13 protein-coding genes are annotated in these 20,207 nt (G+C 56.7%); 3 read left to right on the forward strand and 10 right to left on the reverse strand.

Going from position 1 to position 20,207, the window contains the following annotated elements:
* Positions 1-33 precede the first annotated feature (33 nt).
* Positions 34-1,818, forward strand: a complete 1,785-nt coding sequence (locus FHW66_RS10660) for an IlvD/Edd family dehydratase (protein ID WP_370543445.1) — start codon at positions 34-36, stop codon at positions 1,816-1,818.
* A gap of 59 nt (positions 1,819-1,877) precedes the next feature.
* Here the strand turns inward: FHW66_RS10660 and FHW66_RS10665 are convergent, their stop codons facing one another.
* The 7 genes from FHW66_RS10665 to FHW66_RS10695 all read right to left on the reverse strand — a co-directional run bounded on the left by FHW66_RS10665 (position 1,878) and on the right by FHW66_RS10695 (position 11,531).
* A complete protein-coding gene (locus tag FHW66_RS10665) occupies positions 1,878-2,960 on the reverse strand; it encodes a tartrate dehydrogenase (RefSeq protein WP_183379774.1) in 1,083 nt (360 codons plus the stop codon).
* Between the two features lie 50 nt (positions 2,961-3,010).
* The gene (locus FHW66_RS10670; protein WP_183379775.1) at positions 3,011-4,810 is read right to left on the reverse strand and encodes a DUF4384 domain-containing protein; all 1,800 of its coding nucleotides are present in this window, start codon (positions 4,808-4,810) and stop codon (positions 3,011-3,013) included.
* Between the two features lie 19 nt (positions 4,811-4,829).
* The gene (locus FHW66_RS20735) at positions 4,830-5,414 is read right to left on the reverse strand and encodes an OmpA family protein (RefSeq protein WP_221196974.1); all 585 of its coding nucleotides are present in this window, start codon (positions 5,412-5,414) and stop codon (positions 4,830-4,832) included.
* 14 nt (positions 5,415-5,428) lie between these two features.
* Entirely contained in the window at positions 5,429-7,180 is a 1,752-nt protein-coding gene (locus FHW66_RS10680; protein WP_183379776.1) for a CHASE2 domain-containing protein, read from the reverse strand.
* On the reverse strand, positions 7,170-10,166 hold the full coding sequence (locus FHW66_RS10685) for a CHAT domain-containing protein (protein ID WP_183379777.1): 2,997 nt from the start codon (positions 10,164-10,166) through the stop codon (positions 7,170-7,172). Before FHW66_RS10685 ends, FHW66_RS10680 begins: the two co-directional genes overlap by 11 nt.
* Before the next feature lie 104 nt (positions 10,167-10,270).
* Entirely contained in the window at positions 10,271-11,059 is a 789-nt protein-coding gene (locus FHW66_RS10690) for a hypothetical protein (protein ID WP_183379778.1), read from the reverse strand.
* Positions 11,060-11,102: 43 nt separating this feature from the next.
* Entirely contained in the window at positions 11,103-11,531 is a 429-nt protein-coding gene (locus FHW66_RS10695) for a hypothetical protein (RefSeq protein ID WP_183379779.1), read from the reverse strand.
* Positions 11,532-11,892: 361 nt separating this feature from the next.
* On the opposite strand from FHW66_RS10695, the gene FHW66_RS10700 reads away from it, so the two are divergent.
* A complete protein-coding gene (locus FHW66_RS10700) occupies positions 11,893-12,618 on the forward strand; it encodes an SDR family NAD(P)-dependent oxidoreductase (protein ID WP_183379780.1) in 726 nt (241 codons plus the stop codon).
* Between the two features lie 113 nt (positions 12,619-12,731).
* Positions 12,732-13,529, forward strand: a complete 798-nt coding sequence (locus tag FHW66_RS10705) for a 4'-phosphopantetheinyl transferase (RefSeq protein WP_183379781.1) — start codon at positions 12,732-12,734, stop codon at positions 13,527-13,529.
* Here FHW66_RS10705 and FHW66_RS10710 read toward each other — a convergent pair whose 3' ends face one another.
* The 3 genes from FHW66_RS10710 to FHW66_RS10720 all read right to left on the reverse strand — a co-directional run bounded on the left by FHW66_RS10710 (position 13,530) and on the right by FHW66_RS10720 (position 19,938).
* Positions 13,530-16,145 (reverse strand): type I polyketide synthase, encoded by a 2,616-nt coding sequence (locus FHW66_RS10710; RefSeq protein ID WP_183379782.1) that lies wholly within the window; start codon positions 16,143-16,145, stop codon positions 13,530-13,532.
* Positions 16,146-16,248: 103 nt separating this feature from the next.
* Positions 16,249-18,714 carry a condensation domain-containing protein gene (locus FHW66_RS10715; RefSeq protein WP_255458922.1) on the reverse strand — a complete coding sequence of 822 codons (2,466 nt, stop codon included), beginning with the start codon at positions 18,712-18,714 and terminating at the stop codon, positions 16,249-16,251.
* 291 nt (positions 18,715-19,005) lie between these two features.
* Entirely contained in the window at positions 19,006-19,938 is a 933-nt protein-coding gene (locus tag FHW66_RS10720) for an AraC family transcriptional regulator (RefSeq protein ID WP_183379783.1), read from the reverse strand.
* Between the last annotated feature and the right edge of the window lie 269 nt (positions 19,939-20,207).

The raw sequence follows: 20,207 nt of genomic DNA on the forward strand, positions 1-20,207 counted from the left end.
GACCGTAATCGGTTCACCATCAGGAGAATCACAGTGACCCAGTCGAATCGCCCCGCCCGTCGTTTCCGTTCCCAGGACTGGTTTGACAATCCAGAGCATATCGACATGACCGCGCTCTATCTGGAACGCTTCATGAACTATGGCATTACGGCTGCCGAATTACGCTCCGGTCGTCCCATCATCGGAATCGCGCAGAGTGGCAGCGACATCAGTCCCTGCAATCGCATCCATCTGGAACTGGCACGCCGCGTACGCGACGGTATTCGCGATGCCGGTGGCATACCAATGGAGTTCCCGTTGCATCCGGTTTTCGAAAACTGCCGCCGCCCTACTGCAGCGATTGATCGCAATCTGTCCTATCTGGGTCTGGTCGAGATCCTGCATGGCTATCCGATCGATGCTGTGGTCCTCACCACGGGTTGCGACAAGACCACACCGGCCCAACTGATGGCCGCAGCAACGGTCGATATTCCAGCGATTGTGCTGTCTGGCGGACCGATGCTGGATGGCTGGATGGATGGCGAGCTGGTGGGCTCCGGTGCCGCGATCTGGAAAGGTCGTCGACAACTGGCAGCAGGCCAGATCGATAATGAAAAATTTCTCGATATCGCGGCGGCTTCAGCGCCCTCGGCTGGCCACTGCAATACCATGGGCACAGCGTCTACCATGAATGCGATTGCCGAAGCACTGGGCATGTCGCTGACCGGTTGCTCGGCAATTCCTGCGCCCTATCGCGAGCGTGGTCAGATGGCTTATGAAACCGGCCTCCGTATTGTCGACCTGGCATTTGAAGACCTACGGCCATCCACGATTCTGACCCGGGATGCCTTCCTTGATGCGATTGTGGTCAATGGTGCCATCGGTGGCTCCACCAATGCTCAACCGCACATTATGGCGATGGCCCGCCATGCCGGGGTCAAACTGGAACCCGAAGACTGGATGAGATTTGGCTACGACGTCCCCTTGCTACTGAACATGCAACCAGCCGGCAAATATCTTGGCGAGCGCTTCCATCGCGCCGGCGGCGTCCCTGCGGTTATGTGGGAATTGCAGCAAGCCGGTCTGCTGCGCGCCGAGCGACTCACCGTAACTGGCAAGAGCATGGCCCATAATCTGAACGGTCGCGAAAGTCATGACCGTGAAGTCATTACCCCGTTTGCGACGCCACTGCGCAAGCAGGCTGGCTTCCTGGTGTTACAGGGCAACCTGTTCGATTTCGCGATCATGAAGACCAGCGTCATTTCCGACAATTTCCGCGCGCGTTATCTGAGTGATCCGGGCAATGAGGGGATCTTTGAATGCACGGCGGTGGTGTTCGATGGATCGGACGATTACCATGCGCGCATCAACGACCCTGTCCTTGGTATCGATGAAAATAGCATTCTGGTGATCCGCGGCGCAGGTCCGGTAGGCTGGCCGGGATCGGCCGAAGTCGTCAATATGCAACCGCCAGACGCGCTGTTGCGACGAGGCATCACCACCCTGCCGACACTGGGTGACGGACGCCAGTCGGGCACCTCGGATAGCCCTTCGATTCTAAATGCTTCGCCCGAAAGTGCGGTCGGTGGCGGACTGGCCTATTTGCGTACCGGTGACCGTATTCGTATCGATCTCAATACCGGCAGTTGCAACATGCTCATCAGCACCGAGGAATTGACGCAACGTCAGGCACAAGGATTGCCAGCCATACCACCCAGTCAGACACCGTGGCAGGAGCTCTACCGCAGTACCGTAGGGCAGCTGGAATCGGGTGCCTGCATGGAGCTAGCCGTAAAGTATCGCGGCGTGGCCGAACAGATGCCACGGCACAATCACTAAGTCTTCTGGTCAGAGCCGTCGTTGGTTATGACCAGATTACAGTCGACATTGGCCCAACACTACACAATGAGACTAGCAATGGCTTGTCCCATGTTCGTGGTCGATGCGGCGCCACCCATATCAGGTGTGTGTGGCCCACTGGCCAAGACTGATTTGATCGCCGCCACAATCGCATCATGTGCCTGTCTGCCGGCCCCGGTTCCTCCAGTCAAAAAGTCCAGCAGCATGGCACCGGACCAGATCATCGCAACCGGGTTGGCGATGTTCTTGCCATAGATATCCGGTGCCGATCCGTGTACTGGTTCAAATAACGAAGGGAAGTTGCGCTCCGGGTTCAGATTGGCAGACGGTGCCAGACCAATGGTGCCGGTACAGGCTGGACCGAGATCGGACAGAATATCGCCAAACAGATTGGAAGCCACTACCACATCAAAGCGTTGTGGCTGCAAGACAAAGTGTGCGCACAGAATATCGATATGCTGCTTGTCCCAGCTGATGTCAGGAAATTGCGTCGCCATCTCGGCGGCGCGGCCATCCCACCAAGGCATCGAAATCGAAATGCCGTTGCTCTTGGTGGCGACAGTGACATGCTTGCGCGCTCTGGTGCGTGCCAGCTCAAAGGCAAAGCGCAGCACCCGGTCACTGCCACGTCGTGAAAATATCGATTGCTGGGTCACAATTTCATGCGGTGTTCCTTCGTACATGATGCCGCCCACCGAGGAATACTCACCTTCGGTATTTTCACGCACGATCAGCATGTCAATAGCACCGGCACCTCGCCCGGCCAACGGACTGCGCACCCCTTCGAAGGTCTGTGCCGGACGCAGATTGATGTATTGATCAAACTCACGCCGAAATTTGAGCAGCGAGCCCCACAACGAGATATGGTCTGGTACGGTCGCCGGCCAGCCGACCGCGCCGAAATAGATCGCATCCATGCCGCTGAGCTGTGCCTTCCAGTCATCCGGCATCATCTTCCCGGTCTGGGCGTAGTAGTCGCAACTGGCCCAGTCAAAGGATTGCAGTTCGATATCAATCTTGAACCGACTGGCCGCAGCGCGCAGTACACGCAATCCCTCCGGCATGACTTCCTTGCCGATGCCATCACCCGCCAGTACCGCAATCTTGTATGGTGTACTCATGTCTTCCTCGCTGTCACGTTTTAACTTGTCTTACCCTGCCTTACCTTGGCTTATTTTTCTACAATTTCCACCAGACTTGCACCGAAGGCATCGGAACAACGCTTGTCCAAAGTGTTGCCATTGCATTGTCCATTGGCCTGCTGCAACGAGGTCGACAATAACCATTGCAGATTGGCGCGCCCTTCACCGTCGCTGAGTGTCATCAGGAAAGGACCGGTACGACTGTCACCAAGCTTTGCCAGCGGTCGCGGAGAATCGGTCACCAGCACCAGCATCTTATCGGTTCCGGCTGGCCCTTGTGCGGTGATCGACCAACTCTTGTGCGGCAGGTCGAAACGCTGTCCCGCCTTGATCTGATTTCCTTGATCCAGATCATTGGGGAACAGCAGATAAAAACTCTCACCATCCGAGCCCAGCAACACGATATAGAGATAACCGTCTTGCGAGGACGTCACGGAAAACTGGAGAAGGTCCTTGTCGATCTGCACGCTGGCGGGTGCAGTCACGGTCACCGTGCGACGTGAATCGCGTTGTGCCAGTATGTCATCCAATGCGGCTCTGGCTGCCGTCACGGTAAGCTTGCCGTCCTTACCATGATTACCGGCGGGCGCACTTGCTGGGGTACTCCAGCCCGGTACCAGTGCGGCATTACCCGCTACCTGCAAATGCGCAACGATCGCAGGCGTCAGCGTCGTTACCGGTCCTGCTGGTACCACCTCTTCATCAGAAGTGACCGCTGCAGCCTGAGCGACAGTCACAACGGCAGCACCAGGCCAGCGATTGAGTTTCTGCTGCGCGCACACGGCAAGTTCGTGGATCGAGATGGCACCTGAGTTATCGAGATCCTGCGCCTCACCCATCATACAATCCCGCCAAGCCTGCGTGCTCGGACTACCGTGAAGCGGGTCCGAGAATGCTGCTTCGTCACCACTAGCTGCCGTGATCTGAACCAGATTGCCGGGTACCGCGCCAGCTTGCACTGCCTGCGTAAAAAAATCTGGCGTCGTCGCCGCACAGCCATCACTGGCAGGCAGAAACTTGGATTGGAGCCTCGGCCAGCTGACGGCAGCTGCTGGAGAATGTTGACCGGCATCAAAGAAGACCATCAACTTGTCGGCCTTGGCAGCCACTGGTTTAAACCATTCCAGCCACTCCTCGGTACGTATCGCTTGTGCATCGTTGGCCACCAGCGCCGCACTGCAACTGCCAGCGCCCGGCTGATGAACCTGCGTGCCATAACCCGAGAAATAGACAAACACGCGGTCCCCGGCGTGCAATTTTGCTGACAGTCCACTGATTGCATGCGCAATGCCCTCCTTGCCGGCGTCCTGCTCCTGCAGCACGAAGATATTGGACGCTGGAACTGCCATGGCTTGCGCCATGCCACGTGCGGCGGCGATATCCTCCGACACGCCAGTCAGTGCTGGCATATCGTTCGCCACCGAACGACCTGCGCCGATAATCAGCGCGTAGCGTGTCGTGTGTGGCAAGCCCCGGATACCGGAGGTCGCCACAATATTGCCACTGGCACTCCGTCCACCTTCGATTGTTGCTGCACCAGCGGCTGCCGCGCCACTGCCGGAGAGTGTATTCGCGCGTACCCAGCCCGACTTCTTGCTGACCTGAATTAGCACCCAGCCGGCCTCTGAACGAATGATCTGTACGTCCTGACCAGGCTTGAGATGCGCCAGTATCTTGGCATCGACATAACGATCATCACGCAAATCGGTTTCCTGAACAACGCTGGCAGGAGTCGTCGATGCGGCTCTGGCGACGGAACCAGCCATCATGCCGATGACGAAAAGCAAGGCGCAGAAAACAGCATCCAGACGCTGGAGAGTCGTTCGCATAAAAAGCTTCCTGCCCATGCTATTGCTCCACACTGACGATACGCACGCGACGATTTTCTGCTGCACTCGTATCATTCGGATTAAGTGGATCGGAGGCTCCTTTACCCTCGGTACTCAGTCTGTCGCCATTGATGTGCGCCGCTACCAATACCCGTCGGACCTCATCGGCTCGCTGCTGCGACAGTTTCTGATTGTATTCGGCAGTACCGGTGCTATCGGTATGGCCTTCGATCCGGAATTTCAGTTGCGCCAACTCCTCCGAGCGCATGGCAACGATCAGTGCATTGAGGATTTGCTGACTAGCTACGGTGATACGACTGGAGTTGTAATCAAACTGAATATTCAGATTGATAGCACCACCGGCCGCATGCGGCTCCTGACTCACCGCCGTCGTACTGTCATCGTTGCGCTTGACGCCAAGATTACGGATGCTCCTCAGATGCGTGACCGGATGCACTTGCAGCGCATTGATAATGTCTTGCGGTGTTGGCACCGTATCGGCAGAATTTTGCTGTGCGTGAGCGGTAGTTGACAAGATCGTCGATAAAGTCGTTACCAGCACCAGGCTGGCACAACGCAGGAGGGATAGGTTCCATCGGGTCATGAATGCTGTTCCTTTCAGCTACCTTGATGATGTAATGCGTCGTTCATTGATGCCTGCTGATCCTGTTGGTGTGTCGTCGTGAGTGCCTGCACACTATCAAGGATCATACTGCGCAAGGATGCTTCGGTATCGGTCGCTACGCTGTCGACAAACATGGTGCGCTCAAGTAGCGATGGCTGTGGTAACTGCTGAGAAGCGAATTCCTCAGCAATTTTCTCACGCAGCGCGGTCGCTTCAACATGCATCCTGTCGAGCGCCTGCGCATCATCAACCGGACAAACCCAGGTCGCAATCAAGATCTTGTTGAGCGCCGGCTGCAGCCAACCGATTCCCTTACCCAAGCCAATGCTGCCCTTGGCGTGACTGGCATAGCGACTGATCAGCCGCAAAAAGCGCATTTCGAGTCCGAGCACACCTTGCGGCCGTCCCATGATGGCCGCAAGGCAGATCACGCGATACGTCTTGCCAGCATCCATTTTGATGCCAAAAGGTGCCTCACCGCTCCAGTATTGCCGCATCAGAACGCTATAGAGTTTGGCTACCGTGAAATAGATCAGTGCTACCGACGCTGACATCGACAGGTCAACGAAGGTATACAGCGTATTCATACTCAGATAGGCGATCAGCAACAGAATGGCTGGTGCCACCAGAAAAGCAAATTCCAGCTGTTCGCGTGAATAATGCAGTGACAGGCACACCATCAGCAGCAGCAGGCCAAACACGACCGGCAACTGCACCCAAACTGGAATCTCTCTGAGAAATTGCTGATTCTTGAGATTATCGATGGCCGTGGCCAGCACATCGACACCCGGATGTACGAAAGACAAGGGGGAGCCCTTGACATCAAACAGGCTGGCGGCAGTAGCACCGATGACGACAATCTTGCCCTTGAATTCATCGCGTGGCCGACGCTTGTTTTTCTTCTGGCTATCCTGATAAAGATCAGCAAAACTAATACGGCGATGTGCCAGCGGCTTATCCATCCATTGCAATAACTGATTTTCATGCGCCTGTTGGGGCCAACCCAAATCGTTGGCCAGACGTTGTGGCAGAGAGGGAATCCGCCAGCCGTCGATGTCTTCCCACAAATGATAGCGTCGGATCACGCCATCACTGTCCGGCTGGATATTGAGCGTACCCAATCGCCCAGTCGCCACAGCGGTCGCAAAATACGGCGGCACCAGCGCGAAGGTACGTGCCGGAGATGGGGATTCGCCTGGCTGTGGCTGAATCAGTCCAGGCATGTCGCTGGCCCTGATCTGACTCTTGTCATCGTTGTCGGGATTGAGCCGCAACACCGAAAAGAAACTCCGCTTGCTGCTGGCGATGACGTCTGAAAATGCCTGCTCACTGACCGGATTTTTTTTGTCCGGATCAGAAAACAAAATATCGAACACCACTGCCTGTGCCTGCTGCGCTTCCAGCTCTGCCAACACCGCGCCCAGCACATCCCTTGGCCAGGGCCACAGGCCAAACTCGCTACTGAGCAATGCCAGACTCTTTTCGTCAATATCGAGAATCACGACCTCAGGATCTGGCTGCGGCGTATGAAAACGATGCCGGGTCATCCAGTCATAGATGGAGCCCTTCATATGCTGCTCCTGATGCAAGCCATAGCTGAGTACGATACCAACACCCAGCAGCACCGCCAGCGCAATATGAAACACCCTGCCATCAAGCATTGCCAAGCGTCGCACGAGTGCGTGAAAGAGTTGCCGCCCCTCCGCCATCATGCGCACCACTTTCTCTGCATTGTCACTCGCCATCTCCCACCAGCGCATAGGGTGCCCAGAAAGCCGGGTGCACATGCTCACTGTGTCCCATTACCTGCAACATCGCCTGACGCAGACTTTCGGCCTTCCGCGCCGTCGGATTGGCGGTGTGATAGGTGAAGGTTGCGGTGGTCAGCTCCTTGGCGCTTTCACTGTCAACCGACCAATAGGTCACCAGCAAACTACGGCTACCGGCATAGAAAAAACCACGGGCCAGCCCGCTCATGGCCTCCTCACCCTTGCCATCTGCGGCCGAGGTATTGCAGGCTGAGAGGACTACCCAGTCTGCATTGAGTTTGAGCTGCAAGACCTCATCGAGAGTCAGCAGCGACGTCAAGGGGCTCTCACCGGTCTTCTGGATGTTCGCTAAGGCCAGGGCTGGCTGGTTCAGATTGGGCAGATCCCCTGCGACCAGACCATGGGTCGCAAACACGATCACGCGCTTCTTTTGCAATTCGCCATCGGCACTGCTGTGCAACACACTGAGCTTGGTCGCCTGCGCACCAAGATGCAAATCACGCTCTGGATTGGCATGCACCGCCTTCGCAATTGCCTGCAACTCGTCGCGCGTATCGGGCAGCGCCGGGATATCGGCGTAATTGAAACTATCGCTGCCATCGTCCTGATTTTGGTTCTGCGCTTGATTGCCGTCCTGCGCGGCTCTGGTATGGATGACGCCACGGTTGACGCCCGTCGCTCCAGTAGTAGCAGCCAAAGTCTTGCCACTACCGAACTCGGGATCACCCCAACCGGCCAGCGGTTCCGCTGCCGAGGGCGCCTGCGCAAATTTCTTGACCGCCAACCAGGCGCTCAGGCTCGGTATCTGCGTCAGCGCTGACTGGCGGATCAGCCAAGGTGCATCGGCTGTTACTTGGGTTGTCGGCTTGGTCAGCAATACCGCAAACGGAATCTGTCCCAGCATGCCACCGGGTGCCACAATCAGATGTGCCCGCCCATTGATCACGGCCTGCGCCGGCCCCAGCAAAGATTGATACAGCGCACTGCTGGCAGCAGCATTGAACGGGCGCAAACGGTCGTCCATATCCGCCAGATCCAGCGTGGCGCGTATCGCCTTGATCTGCTTATCCAATTGCTCCTGCGACAGGGCAACACGATAGGCGGCCTCCTTGCCGTCACTTGCAACCGCCCATACATAGACCGCATTGGGCGTTGGCAGCAACATCAGCAAGGCTTCATCGGCACGCAAGGCAGCGCGGATATCCGGGACTGCAGGGGGTACCGGATGCACCAGACGATCATAGTCAGGAAAGCGCTTCTTGATCTCTTGCTGCCACTTCTGGCGCTCGCCATCCAGCGTATTGATCCGCTGATGCAACTGACTGACGATCTCCGGCGAAGCAAGACTGACAGTACCAACGTCTCCGGCGAGGAATTTGCGTAATGATTCGATTTCGTTTTTTGCATCCTGATCCTTGCGCACCAGATCAGCCAGACCCGGCTCACCGGCCGCCGAACGCACCGCTGCATCACTCAATGCTTCCTGCACCATGCCACCGCGAATCCAGTCCGCCGGTGCCATCGCGTCTACGGCTTGTTCTTCATGTGTCGCAAACATCGCCTCCAGATAGTTGGCAAATACCAGCTCACGGATATCCTTGCGCAATCCGGCGGTTTCCAGATCCAGATTTTCCGGCAGCATGTAGTCGCGTACGCTTCCCTTGAGCAGGGCGACAGCGCGCGCCTTGTCCTCGGTTTTGTCAGACTGCCACAATGCCAGTCCCAGCAAGCCGTCCGCCTGTGCCGCAAAGAAATGGTGTTCGGGATAGCGCAGATGGGCATCCGCACTCAGCTTTGCGAACAATTGCGCTGCTTGCGCATTCAGTGCCGGCTGGTGCAAATAGGCATAGCCGCGCTCCAGTACAAAATTACGTTGCTTGAGAGGATCGATACTGGGGGTAAGCGCATCGATGCGTTTGAGTTCCACCAATGCGTCCTGCCAGCGCTGCTGCCCCTCCATCGCGGCGACAATAGAATATCCGTAGTTGATACGATCAGGGCTATCCGGCGCAAGCGCCTGGGTCTCGGCCGCCCTGTCGGCGCTACGGTAATAGCGCTCGGCCTGTGGGAATTCACGCAGGTCAAAGCGCAGACTGCCGGCAGTGGTGTACAGACCGGCCAGTACCGAAGGCGGCAACTTGACCGCGCTGGTGAACTTTAGAAACTCCCGTAGCGAAGCTTCGGCATCGCTGAAACGGCCAGCTGAGCGCAAGGCGTTGGCCTGCGTGCGCAAACAACCGGCCAGCGTCTGTGCGGTCAGCATCTCCCGATCTTCCCCCAGCTTGGACAGCCCCTGAGAGTCCTTGTAGGCGTCACGTGCAAACACGACTGCCTGTGCAGCATGTTCTACGGCTTCCTTGAATTTACCTTCACGCACGTCCATGGTGCTCTGCAACTTGAGCGCGCCGGCCTGCGTGCGTTTGAGCGTCACCTGATCGTTCACTCGGCCGTTCTGGTTGCGATTATTATCGAGAAAACTTTTGAGCCCATCGAACTCGCCAATCAGGGATTCCAGAGTCTTCTTGGCCTCATCATAGCGCCCGAGCGTGAAGAGCTCAGTGGCGTAATTGAGCCGATAAAAAGCTGACATGACTCTGTTTTTTTGACGTGCAATGGACTCCCTGCGCATTGACAGCGCCTCGTCAATTTGTCCTGCAGCATACAGTTCGTTGGCAAATCCGTTGTAATGAAAAGACTCTGGCAATACCGATAGCCATTCGCGATACATGGCAATCAATGCCTGATTATCGCCCAGCTTGCGGGCCAGATTTTCCTTGCGTAGAAAGAAATCGAGCAGGCTGCTGCTCAGTGCGCCGGCTGGCGTTGGCTCAGCCAATGCAGCTCTTGCGGCCTTGATTTCGTCGGGACTAAGCTTGGCGTAGTTGCCAGAGACCTCGTCCGTTTGCGCAAATGCAAGGCTGGAGCAACCTGTAAGGCATATCAAAAAAAACAGCTTAGTCATCGTTCTGCGCATGATCGCAAACCTTTCGATTGTCGCCGCGCAGTCCGTTGAAGCCGCACGGAGGTTCGTACATTGTCAATACACTGATTCAGGAATACCGGATCTCAATTGCCGATCACACTTTTCAGACCTGTATAGATCGCCAGTGCCGATGTCCCCAGCGAAACAATGGTGCCAAAGAAGCCCTGCAGATTTTCGGCACGTTTTTGAATATCCTCTGGGGACATATCTGTTTTCTTGACCATCTGTACCAGCTTGTAGCTGAAGTGCTGTGGATGCACGGTTCGATGGGGATGGACAAAATAGCCCAGCATCATGCCCGCCAGGTAGCTGCCCCAGATACTGAAGGAAAATTCAATGAACTCTCTGAGCTCCAGACGCGACTGCGGCAATACGCTGGTGTGATCAAACAGACTGGTATCAAAGCTCATCGCGAACACAGCTCCCAGTGCCATCAAGGCGCTCAGCACAGCCCAGTGACGAAAACCAGCGTGGCGCTCACGCATCACCAGCAGACCAAATGGCAACGGCACAGCCAGACTCACCAGCCGTAGATACAACACATGCGTGTCAAAGACGATATCCATCAAGTAATGCGACAACAGCAGCAGCGCAAGCGGCAACAATAGATAACGTCCCAGCATGCGCAGCGTCCGCAACACCCATGCCGCAAGACCAATGGCAGTGCCAGTGGTCACCTCAGATAATTCAGACGGCTGCTCTGCCAGCGCCGGCGAGTGCAGGCCCTGCTCCAGCAATTGTTCGAGCCTTGCGACCTTTTGCTCCAGCTCTGCCAGCGCCTGCTTCGGTACCGAAGATTCCTCCAGACTGGCGATTTTTTGCAGCAAAGGTTTAAACAGGTAAAGATCCTTGGTGCAGAAAGAACAGCTCAACGCGCTCTCGGGAATGTTTGACTGGCAATAGGGGCATTGCATCTCAGGGCGCAACCTTAAGGTCGATGATGGTATGGGATTCGCGTCCCTCTGCATCCTTGACCCGGATACTGATCTGATGATCGCCGGGCGGTACCTCAGCCTGATTCAGGACGATACCATTGGCACTGACAACCGGACGCAGGCGCGATGTCAGATCCACCACTGGTGCGCGCAGATAGGTCACCGAAACGCTGGTAGGATCAATCTTGACGCCGCCCCGCTCCTCGAAATTGATCTTCAGATCAAACGGCGACTTGATACTTTGCCCACTGGCCGGGGATACCAGCGCAATTCCCGGACCGCGCGTAATACCACGCGTCTGCACAACCGCCGCCGGTGGCAGGTGCGCTTCATTATCGGTAATCAGTACCACTGCCCTGGCCTGGCAAGCCACCATCAGCAGCAGAGAAAGGATCAATTTATTCTTCATATACTTCCCTTTTCTTTCCACATTTTCTTGTTTTTGACACCGCCGAAAACATCAGCTTATCCGCCCGAGACTCGCTGCTCAATACCCGCCGTTCAAATCATACTGGACAACGCGAGTCGTAATCACGTTGATTGCGTCAGGTACAACCCAACAGGCGTAGACGCCAGAATCTAGCAGAAGGGCAATGTCCGGTAAAGAAAAAGACAGGACTAAGCAGCTCGACTCCCCTCAATGGCGGCTACAGCCTACAAATTAAACGCCTATGATAGAAGTTTTCAAACAATATTTCCCAATGGAAACAGGCGAGGACTGACATTGTCGTGGCGCGCCCTCATGCGACCCAACAACACCAGGAGTAAATATGAGTAAAAAAAATCTCACACAGCCATACAAGGCATTGGTCATTGGCAGTGGTGGTGCAATCGGTGCCGCCTGGCTGGCAGCGTTCAACGCCGACCCGCTTTGCCTGCAGCAAGCCAGTGTATCCCGCTCACTCGGGCCTGCTGCTGACGGTACGATCCCATGCTTTGATCTGGCAGACCCGCTCAGTATTGCCGCCCATGCCGATCGTGTGCGCGCTGACGGTCCTTACGACATCATCGTGGATGCCACCGGTACGCTCTACATCGATGGGATCGGTCCTGAGAAATCACTGGCAGGACTGCAACATGCGCATCTGCTCCGTGCATTTGAAATCAACACCATCGGACCGGCATTGGTACTCAAGCATTTTGCTCCCTTGCTGGCGCCGGGACGCTCACTCTATGCCAAGCTGTCGGCGCGTGTGGGCAGCATTGGCGATAACCGCAAGGGCGGCTGGTATGGTTATCGTGCCTCCAAGGCGGCGATGAACATGTTGCTACAGACGGCTGCACTGGAGCTGCAGAGAAAACAACCGCAGCTGATGTTGGTCGCACTGCAGCCGGGGACAGTGAATTCGCGTCTGTCAGCGCCGTTTCAGGCGAATGTGGAGCATTTGCTAGAGCCGGACCAATCGGTGGCCGGTATGCTACGCGTACTACAAGAGCTGGAACCGGTCAGCGGTGCGCAATTTGTTGACTATCAGGGCCAGCCAATTCCCTGGTAATAGAAGTAGTCTGGGCAAGAATGTGATGGCATGCACAGACACCTGCCAGGATCCCGTCGGCGAAGTCTGTTTTTAAGTTGTTCAAGCAACATGAACACTTCAGAATTGGCACCATGACCTATCCTGACCAGAAGGCACCACTGCCCTCACCCGACGTACCAATTCCGCTCTCAGAAAATCAACCGCATCGACTGGCCAGTGCACTCGGCCTGGGTGAGGGTGTTGGCCTGTCAGTGCTTGAGTTCGGACACCCGCACCAGGCAGCGCAATGGCAGCGCTACCTCTCGCGCGCAACGACATCAGCTTGTCTGCCGCCCTCATTAAGTCAGGCGGCATGGCAACGTCAGCATGAATTTATCGCCGGACGTTGCTGCGCAGCACATGCGCTGCAGATGGCCGGACTAGGGCATGCGATCTCAAATGAGATGCTACCCATCGGCGCAGACCGTTTGCCGCAATGGCCTGTTGGCTGGACCGGTAGCATCAGCCACAGCCGCGTTGGCGCGATCGCCGTGGCCGCGACTTGTTCCAGATGGTATGCGCTGGGGGTAAACAGGGAATGCTTGCCCGGTACCAGTATGGCCAGCGACATTGCGGCACAGATCGCCAGCGCCCCAGAAGCGCGCTTGCTGGCATCACTGTCACAGTCGCTGTCGCAACCACTGCCACCTCTGCATCAGACCAGTCTGCTATTTTCGGCCAAGGAAGCCTTGTACAAGGCATTGTTTCCACTAGTGCGGCGTTTTCAGGATTTTCATGCGGCACAGGTGATCGCACTTGACGATCATCTGTTGCGACTGCGGCTGACTCACTCATGGTCTGAGGAGTGGCCGACTGGTAGTGAGATTGACGTTGCCTATGTGCTGTATGCACGACAGATCTACACCCTGGTGCAATTGGCGCGCAAGTAGTCAACTGCTGCATCGGCGCTCCACAGAACTGTTTGCTGGCTGCAGATGACGGGTGGTGACTACTGATGTGTCTAATGCCAGAGATGTCATCGTATCAGTAGCATTAGTGGCATCAGTGGCATTAGCAGTATTGGTATCAAACACATAGAGTGGTGCCTGCACTTTACGGCCAGAGGATGGCAAAATTTCTTGCCAGCGCAGATCGAACCCGGCGACATAGAGCTGCAGCAAGGCCTGTTCTAACTGAACACTTGCCACTTGCTGGCGCCGGGCACTCGCGATCCAGCACGCTTGCGAATCTGGATTGGCCAGCACGGGCCACATGCACTGATGAGCCATGCTACTCAGTGAGGCATCTGCGCCGAGCTCCAGAAATACCGTCGCTCCTGCGCTACTGGCGGCCTGCAATGCCGTACCCAGACAATCAGGTTCCTGCAGGTGACGACACCAATGTTCGCCCGCATCGGCATTAAGCTGATCTGCGCTGACCACGGCACCGGTTACACTGGAAATCATGCGCACGGATGAAGGTACTGCATGCAGATTGGCGCAAACTTTGCTCAAGATCGCCGTCACTTCGTGGAACCGTGCCGTTGCGCAATCATCCGGAACGGCTGCCGCTGCCTGACTGGCTACGTAATGCGGCACGGCCTGCCAATCCTGCAAAAGGCGGGCACGGGTGCATACCACCGGCATGATCTGCTCAATGGAAAAATGCCCGGCAATCACTGCCGCGGCATATTCACCGATCCCTTGGCCCAGTACCATCTCTGGCTCCAGACCCAGCGCCCGCCAATGGGCAGCCATCGCTATCTGAAAGGCGATGATTACCGGCTGCGCCAATATCGGTTGTGCCAGTTGTTCGCCCGAAAAGCCAAATATGGCCTTGCGCAGCTGATTGGCGCATTCCTTACCGCAGGCATCGAAGCAACGCTCCAGCGTCTGCGCAAAACTCATTGACTGACGATACAACGACTGCCCCATGCCGACCCATTGCGTACCCTCACCGGAGCATACCCAGACCAATTTCCCAGGGTCCCCATGACCGCGGTATAGCAGCGGTTCCGGATGCGCACCTGCATAGCCAGCCAGCGCTGCGGTGGCATCTTCCACTGTGGTCAACGATAGGGCCAGTCGGTAGGGAAGATCAAGTTGCCGTCCGTGCAATGCAGTATAGGCGAGATCGTGTGAGCTCGTCTTTTCCAGTGCCAGTGCATAGGCGGCGGCCAACTGCCGTAACGCAGTTTCGCTGGCGGTGCTGAGCAACAGCACCGCAGCAGATGATTTTGGCGTCGTACGCGATACTGCAGGAAATGGTCTGCTACCAGTCATCGCCTGGCGGAGCGCGGGCGGCAGTGAGCTGGCTAATACATGGCAGTTGGTGCCACCAATGTTAAACGCGGAAATCCCGGCGATACGCGTAGCATCGTTCCAGGAATGTGCCTGCGTGGGCACATAAAAAGGACTGTCGGCCATTTGTTGGGAGGTATTGTCTTGCTCGAAATGCAGACTAGGCGGAATCACGCCGTGTTCGACAGCCATGATGGTCTTGAGCATGCCCGCGATACCGGCGGCGCTGTCGAGAAAACCCAGATTACCCTTGACCGAGCCGAGCGCGCAGGGTGGCCCGGCATCGGCGGTGTGAAACACGGTGCATAGCGCCTGCAACTCAATCGGATCACCCCGTGGCGTGAGCGCTCCGTGTGCTTCGATCAATCCGATTTTAGTACTATCGATACCTGCCTGCGCCAGCGCCATGCTGATCACTTCTCGTTGTCCCGCCACAGAGAGTGCGGCATGGCCGGCCCTCTGAGCGCCATCGTTGTTCATTGCGCTGGAGGGCAAGACTGCCAGTACCGGATCGCCATCATCAAGCGCATCAGCCAGACGACGCAACACGATTGCCGCTGCACCATTGGGTGAATAAAGCGTGCCGGGCAGATGTAACTCATCACCAACCTGTGGGAATGAAATGTCCACGCCGCCGGCAATGGCCATATCAGATTCGCCCGAGCGGAGACTCTCACAGGCCAGATGTACGGCCACCAAAGAGCTGCAACAGGTGGTCTGCAGCGACACTGCCGGGCCACGCAAATTGAGCTTGCGAGCAACCTGCGGCGCGACATGATCCCTGTCTTCTGGTGGCAAAGAGCGTACTTCCTGCGCCGAGGTGAATACGCCGGTCTTGTGGGGTACGTCAGTCGGCGCAAAGCCAGCATGTTCCAGAGCATGCCAAGCGATCTGCAAAAATAGCCGCTGCTGCGGATTGAGCGTTGCCGCATCGCTCGCAGTATAGCCAAACAAAGCTGCGTCGAAGTTATCCGCGTCCGGGATTGCGGTTCCGAGATTGATAAAGTTGGAGGTATCGATGATTGGGGCATCGGCACCAGTGGCCAGCAACTCCGCGCACGACGATCGCAGACCACATTCACGTCCGCTCACCAGATTCTGCCAAAACGCGTGACTATTTTCGGCTCCTGCAAAGCGGCAGGCATACCCAACCACCGCAATTGCGTCATCGTAGCAAAACGGCAGTGTGGCTAGCGCCTGTTGCTGGTCTTGCCCGATCTTGCTGGTGTCATTGCTGCTCAATCCATTGTGGATGACACTATCCATCACTTCACTCCGAAAGAATAGTAGGATCGGCCAGCCTGAACCGCGTGCCATGCCATGATCACGCCCTGAAACAGATACCAGTGACAAACAGAGAACATCGGTTTCATGCGTTTTCTCCACCGCGTGTAAGGCTGTTACCGCCGGGACAGCTACGTACATGACGTCTGCCACGCCCGCCGCGACCAAGGTGACCGGTACGACCATAACGACGCAGTGTGTACTGTGAATGCTGCTGCGCGGCGACATCAAGCAATGCCACTTCTGGCGCCGCTAGCGCAGACGGCGGGAGCGCCAACGCATGGTCTGGAAGAGACGGCGGCACAATCAGTTCTTGCAATGACAATTGCCAGGCATCTGCATCCTGCGCCAGTCGCTCCAGCAGTGCCACGTATTGATCAAACATGGCACACAGCACGTCTGGTGCGAACAGTGCTTGTACCGCATCCCAGTTGAAACACAAATCACCCTGCGATTCATAGACCTGATGATCGAGCCAGATTTGCGGCGCCTGGGAAATTCCCCATTGGGGACGGAAACATGATCGCGGAGACAGAAAATCCTGTTGCGGCACTCCTAATGCACAAGTAAACACGACTGGCATACTGCCATGATCAGGATGCTGTCGCGCCAGCTGTCGCATCACCCATAGCGCGGAGACATCGCGATGCAGTAGGTCTTGCTGCAAGCGCCGCTGTAACTGGCAGGCGCTACTGAGCCAAGCGCCATCAGGCTGCCAGGCCAGCAATAGCGGCGAAGTAAAGTTACCCAGCAAATGATTGAGTTGCGAATCTACCTGCGGCCGGTCACACAGACTCAGACTCAGCGTAAGCTCAGGCCTGCGACTCCACCCGGAGAGCACCGCTGAAAATGCCGCCAGCAACACTGCCGAAGGCGTCAGACCGGCATCGCCTGCACGTTGCTGCAACTGGCCCCAGCGTGCCGCCGGTAGCGTCGCCGACAGCCTGACGAAATGCGGCCTTGCAACCTGCGCCGGATCACAGCGCAAGGGTAACTGGGGGGCTGCTGGTAGCGTCGACAAGCGTGCCTGCCAATACGCCAGAGAACCCTGGCTGGGACGGCGTTGACCAAGCTGTTTCTGATAATCCCGAAAACGCAGTGTCAGTGCGGGCAGTTCCGATTCTGGGTACAGGTATAGCTGCTCCAGTTCCGCCAGCAAGATCTGGATGCTCAAGCTATCGAGCATCAGATGATCGAGGCATAGGTAAAGTCGGCTATGCCCACTACCATCTACCCCGGCCTGCAGATCGAACAACGGCCAACGACGAGGATCACGCACCTGATAGGCAAGGCGATCACGCAGGGCCACCGCTGCTACACCGTCGAGATGATCGAGTTGATGATGCTGTAGCGCGAAGCGTGGCAAATCCTCCAGTACCAGTACTTGCTGACGCCCGTGGCGCACCACGCAGCGCAACATGTCGTGTCGCGCAATCAGTCGATTCCATGCTGCTTCGAAACGCCCGACATCGAGCGCATCTACATCAAATTCGATAAAAAAATGCGCGCCAACACCGCTGAGCGGGAAGCCGGGCTCACGACCAGCCAGATAAGCCTGTTGCAAGTCAGTCAGTGCGAATGGCCGATGGCGGCTTACCGGATCCGGCCTGAGCACCAATGGCGGTGTGATGATCGGCGGTTGGTATGGTGGCGATGGAAATTGCGATGGTGATCGTGATTGCGGCTGAAGTTGAACAGACAATCGCGATAAGACCGACAAAGGCGGCAACGGATCTTGAGCGGCGATCCTGAGATCCGGTCTGACGCGGGCAATAATCCGCCATTGTGTGCCACAGTGCTCTGCCGACTGACATTCCAGCCCTTGCTGCTGCAGGTAATCGAGCCAGCTGTCTTGCTGCGGCGAACACTGCAGCAGGTGCACCATCGCACCGGGCGCCGCGAGCGCCAGTAATTGGCGCACATCACCACTATCCTGTCGCCAGTCTTCATGATGCAGACAGATCACGTCAGCCTGCTGCGCGGTCAGAACGCGCAGGTCCGAAGGACTGATCAAACCGATGTAGTACAACTGTCGCGGCGTCAACTGTTGCAGCAAAGTCTGTCCGCGTGCATTTTTGCAGCCATGTTGAGCGGTGACTTCAATGACGCGCACCGGACGACCGAGCCATAATGCCAGTGTCGCAATGGCATGTGCCAGCGCATCCAGCGCGCCATGCCGCACAATATGCTGCGCCGACTGCCGGATATCAGGGGACAACGTCAATGGCGCAAACAGCACACTGAAATCATCCGGCAGTGATGGCTCCGCATCGGTAACGGTAAAGCCAGGAAGTGGTTCCTGACGACTGCCAAATGCCAATGCAGCCGCCTGATGACACAAACGACTCCAGCCGGCCACACTGGGCGCACGGTACAAGGCACGCAGACTAAGTGGATATCCACGTGCCCGGAGTCGGTTTTGCCATGCCATCATGCGCAGCGAGTCCAGCCCCAGCTGCAACAGATTGGCTTCGACTGGCAGTTGCGCTGGCAGTAAGAACAGGTCAGCCGCCAGCTCGGCATGCAGTTGCTCATCGATAAAGGGGTACATAGAGTCCTCATGGTGCCGTCAGCGTCGCCCGGCACTGCACGAGCATATTGCATATGCCGTCTGTGGGACACCGGATGTGATTGGCGGATAGACTATCCGCGACTTGAGGCGGGGTGAAACCAGAAGGCTGCCCCCCCCCCGCGCATCCGATCAGCTCAGGGTTACGGCACTGATCCGACCTGCAAATGATAATCATCTGGTTATTCACTGCCACCCGTAGCGGAATTATTTAGGCCCGGATCGGTATGGACGAGGGCATCATGCGATCACATCCGCAGGCGGCAAATTCGCTCACCGGCGTTGTTTGAGCGTCGAAGGTCTGATCCCGAACTGTTTCTGGAACGCCGTCGCGAAGTGACTGGCATTGGCATACCCCATATCGCTGGCGACGACCATGACGGAGCCATCACCGGCCAGTAGCCGCCGCCTTGCCTCATGCATGCGCTCCTGCTGGAACAGGCCATACACACTCTGCTGGAACAGCTCGCGAAAGCCACGCTTGAGCTTGAGCACACCAAGTCCGGTTTCTCTGGCAAGCATGGCGATCGTCGGTGCGGCACTGAGATCGGAGAGCAGATAATCGCGCGCCTGTAGCAATTTTTGGCGGTCGCTCTCACTAAGCTGACTGACAGAACCATCCGCCTGCTCATGCGCGGCCAGTGTCAGGCTCACCAGCACCAGGCTTTGCCCGAGCAACCACAAGGTAGAAGGCGGCGTGCTGCGCAAGGCCGTCATCAGCGAATAAGCAATCGCATTCATCTGGGCGTCACTGCGACCGACCTGACAGCATTGCGCGGCATCGATTTGTGCAGTCAGACCGGCATCCATCTCAGGCACCAGGTCGTGCAATATATCTGGTCTGACCGCAATAACCACCGTCTCCATTGTGCCCGCATGGGTCGACCGACAACGCGAATCGGGGGTGTAGCTAATGCAGTTCATCCCCGCGCGCAAATCGACCTCGCGTCGCCGGCTACCTTGATGCAACGAATAATGCGAGCGACCGCGCAATGCGCAGCAGAACTGGACCCGGCCCCAATCGTCGCGCACATGCATGGTCAGCGGCTGCGGGAAATGTCCTTCCCAGACGAGTATGTCGAGGCCATCGCGCAGCGTGGTACGCAGCACAGTGCCTTGCGTCGAGATCTGGTTGTGGGCAATCGGATGACCAGTCAGCAGTCCGGAGATAGAGAGTTCTGCGGGCATGGTAGTCAGCGTGGACATAGGTTGACCTCCTTGCAAATACGGATCGTAATAAGGTTGAAACCGATGCGGGTAGCCCCGGCGGCGACTGATGCGCGACCGTCGCCATTTTCATGATTGTTGGCGTGTCGTGAGCTTGCTGTTATTTGATATCGCCCTCGTTGCGCCCGGATTGGTCCTTGCTGAGCATCAGGCGATGATGCGCTTGCCGAAATCCCCTATCGGTTGTCGGTACATTTTCACCGATGGATAAGAAGAAAGGCGCCACGACAATAAGTTCAGTAGAAATC

It is taken from the genome of Herbaspirillum sp. Sphag64, assembly GCF_014192645.1.
Taxonomy (GTDB): Bacteria; Pseudomonadota; Gammaproteobacteria; order Burkholderiales; family Burkholderiaceae_D; genus Herbaspirillum.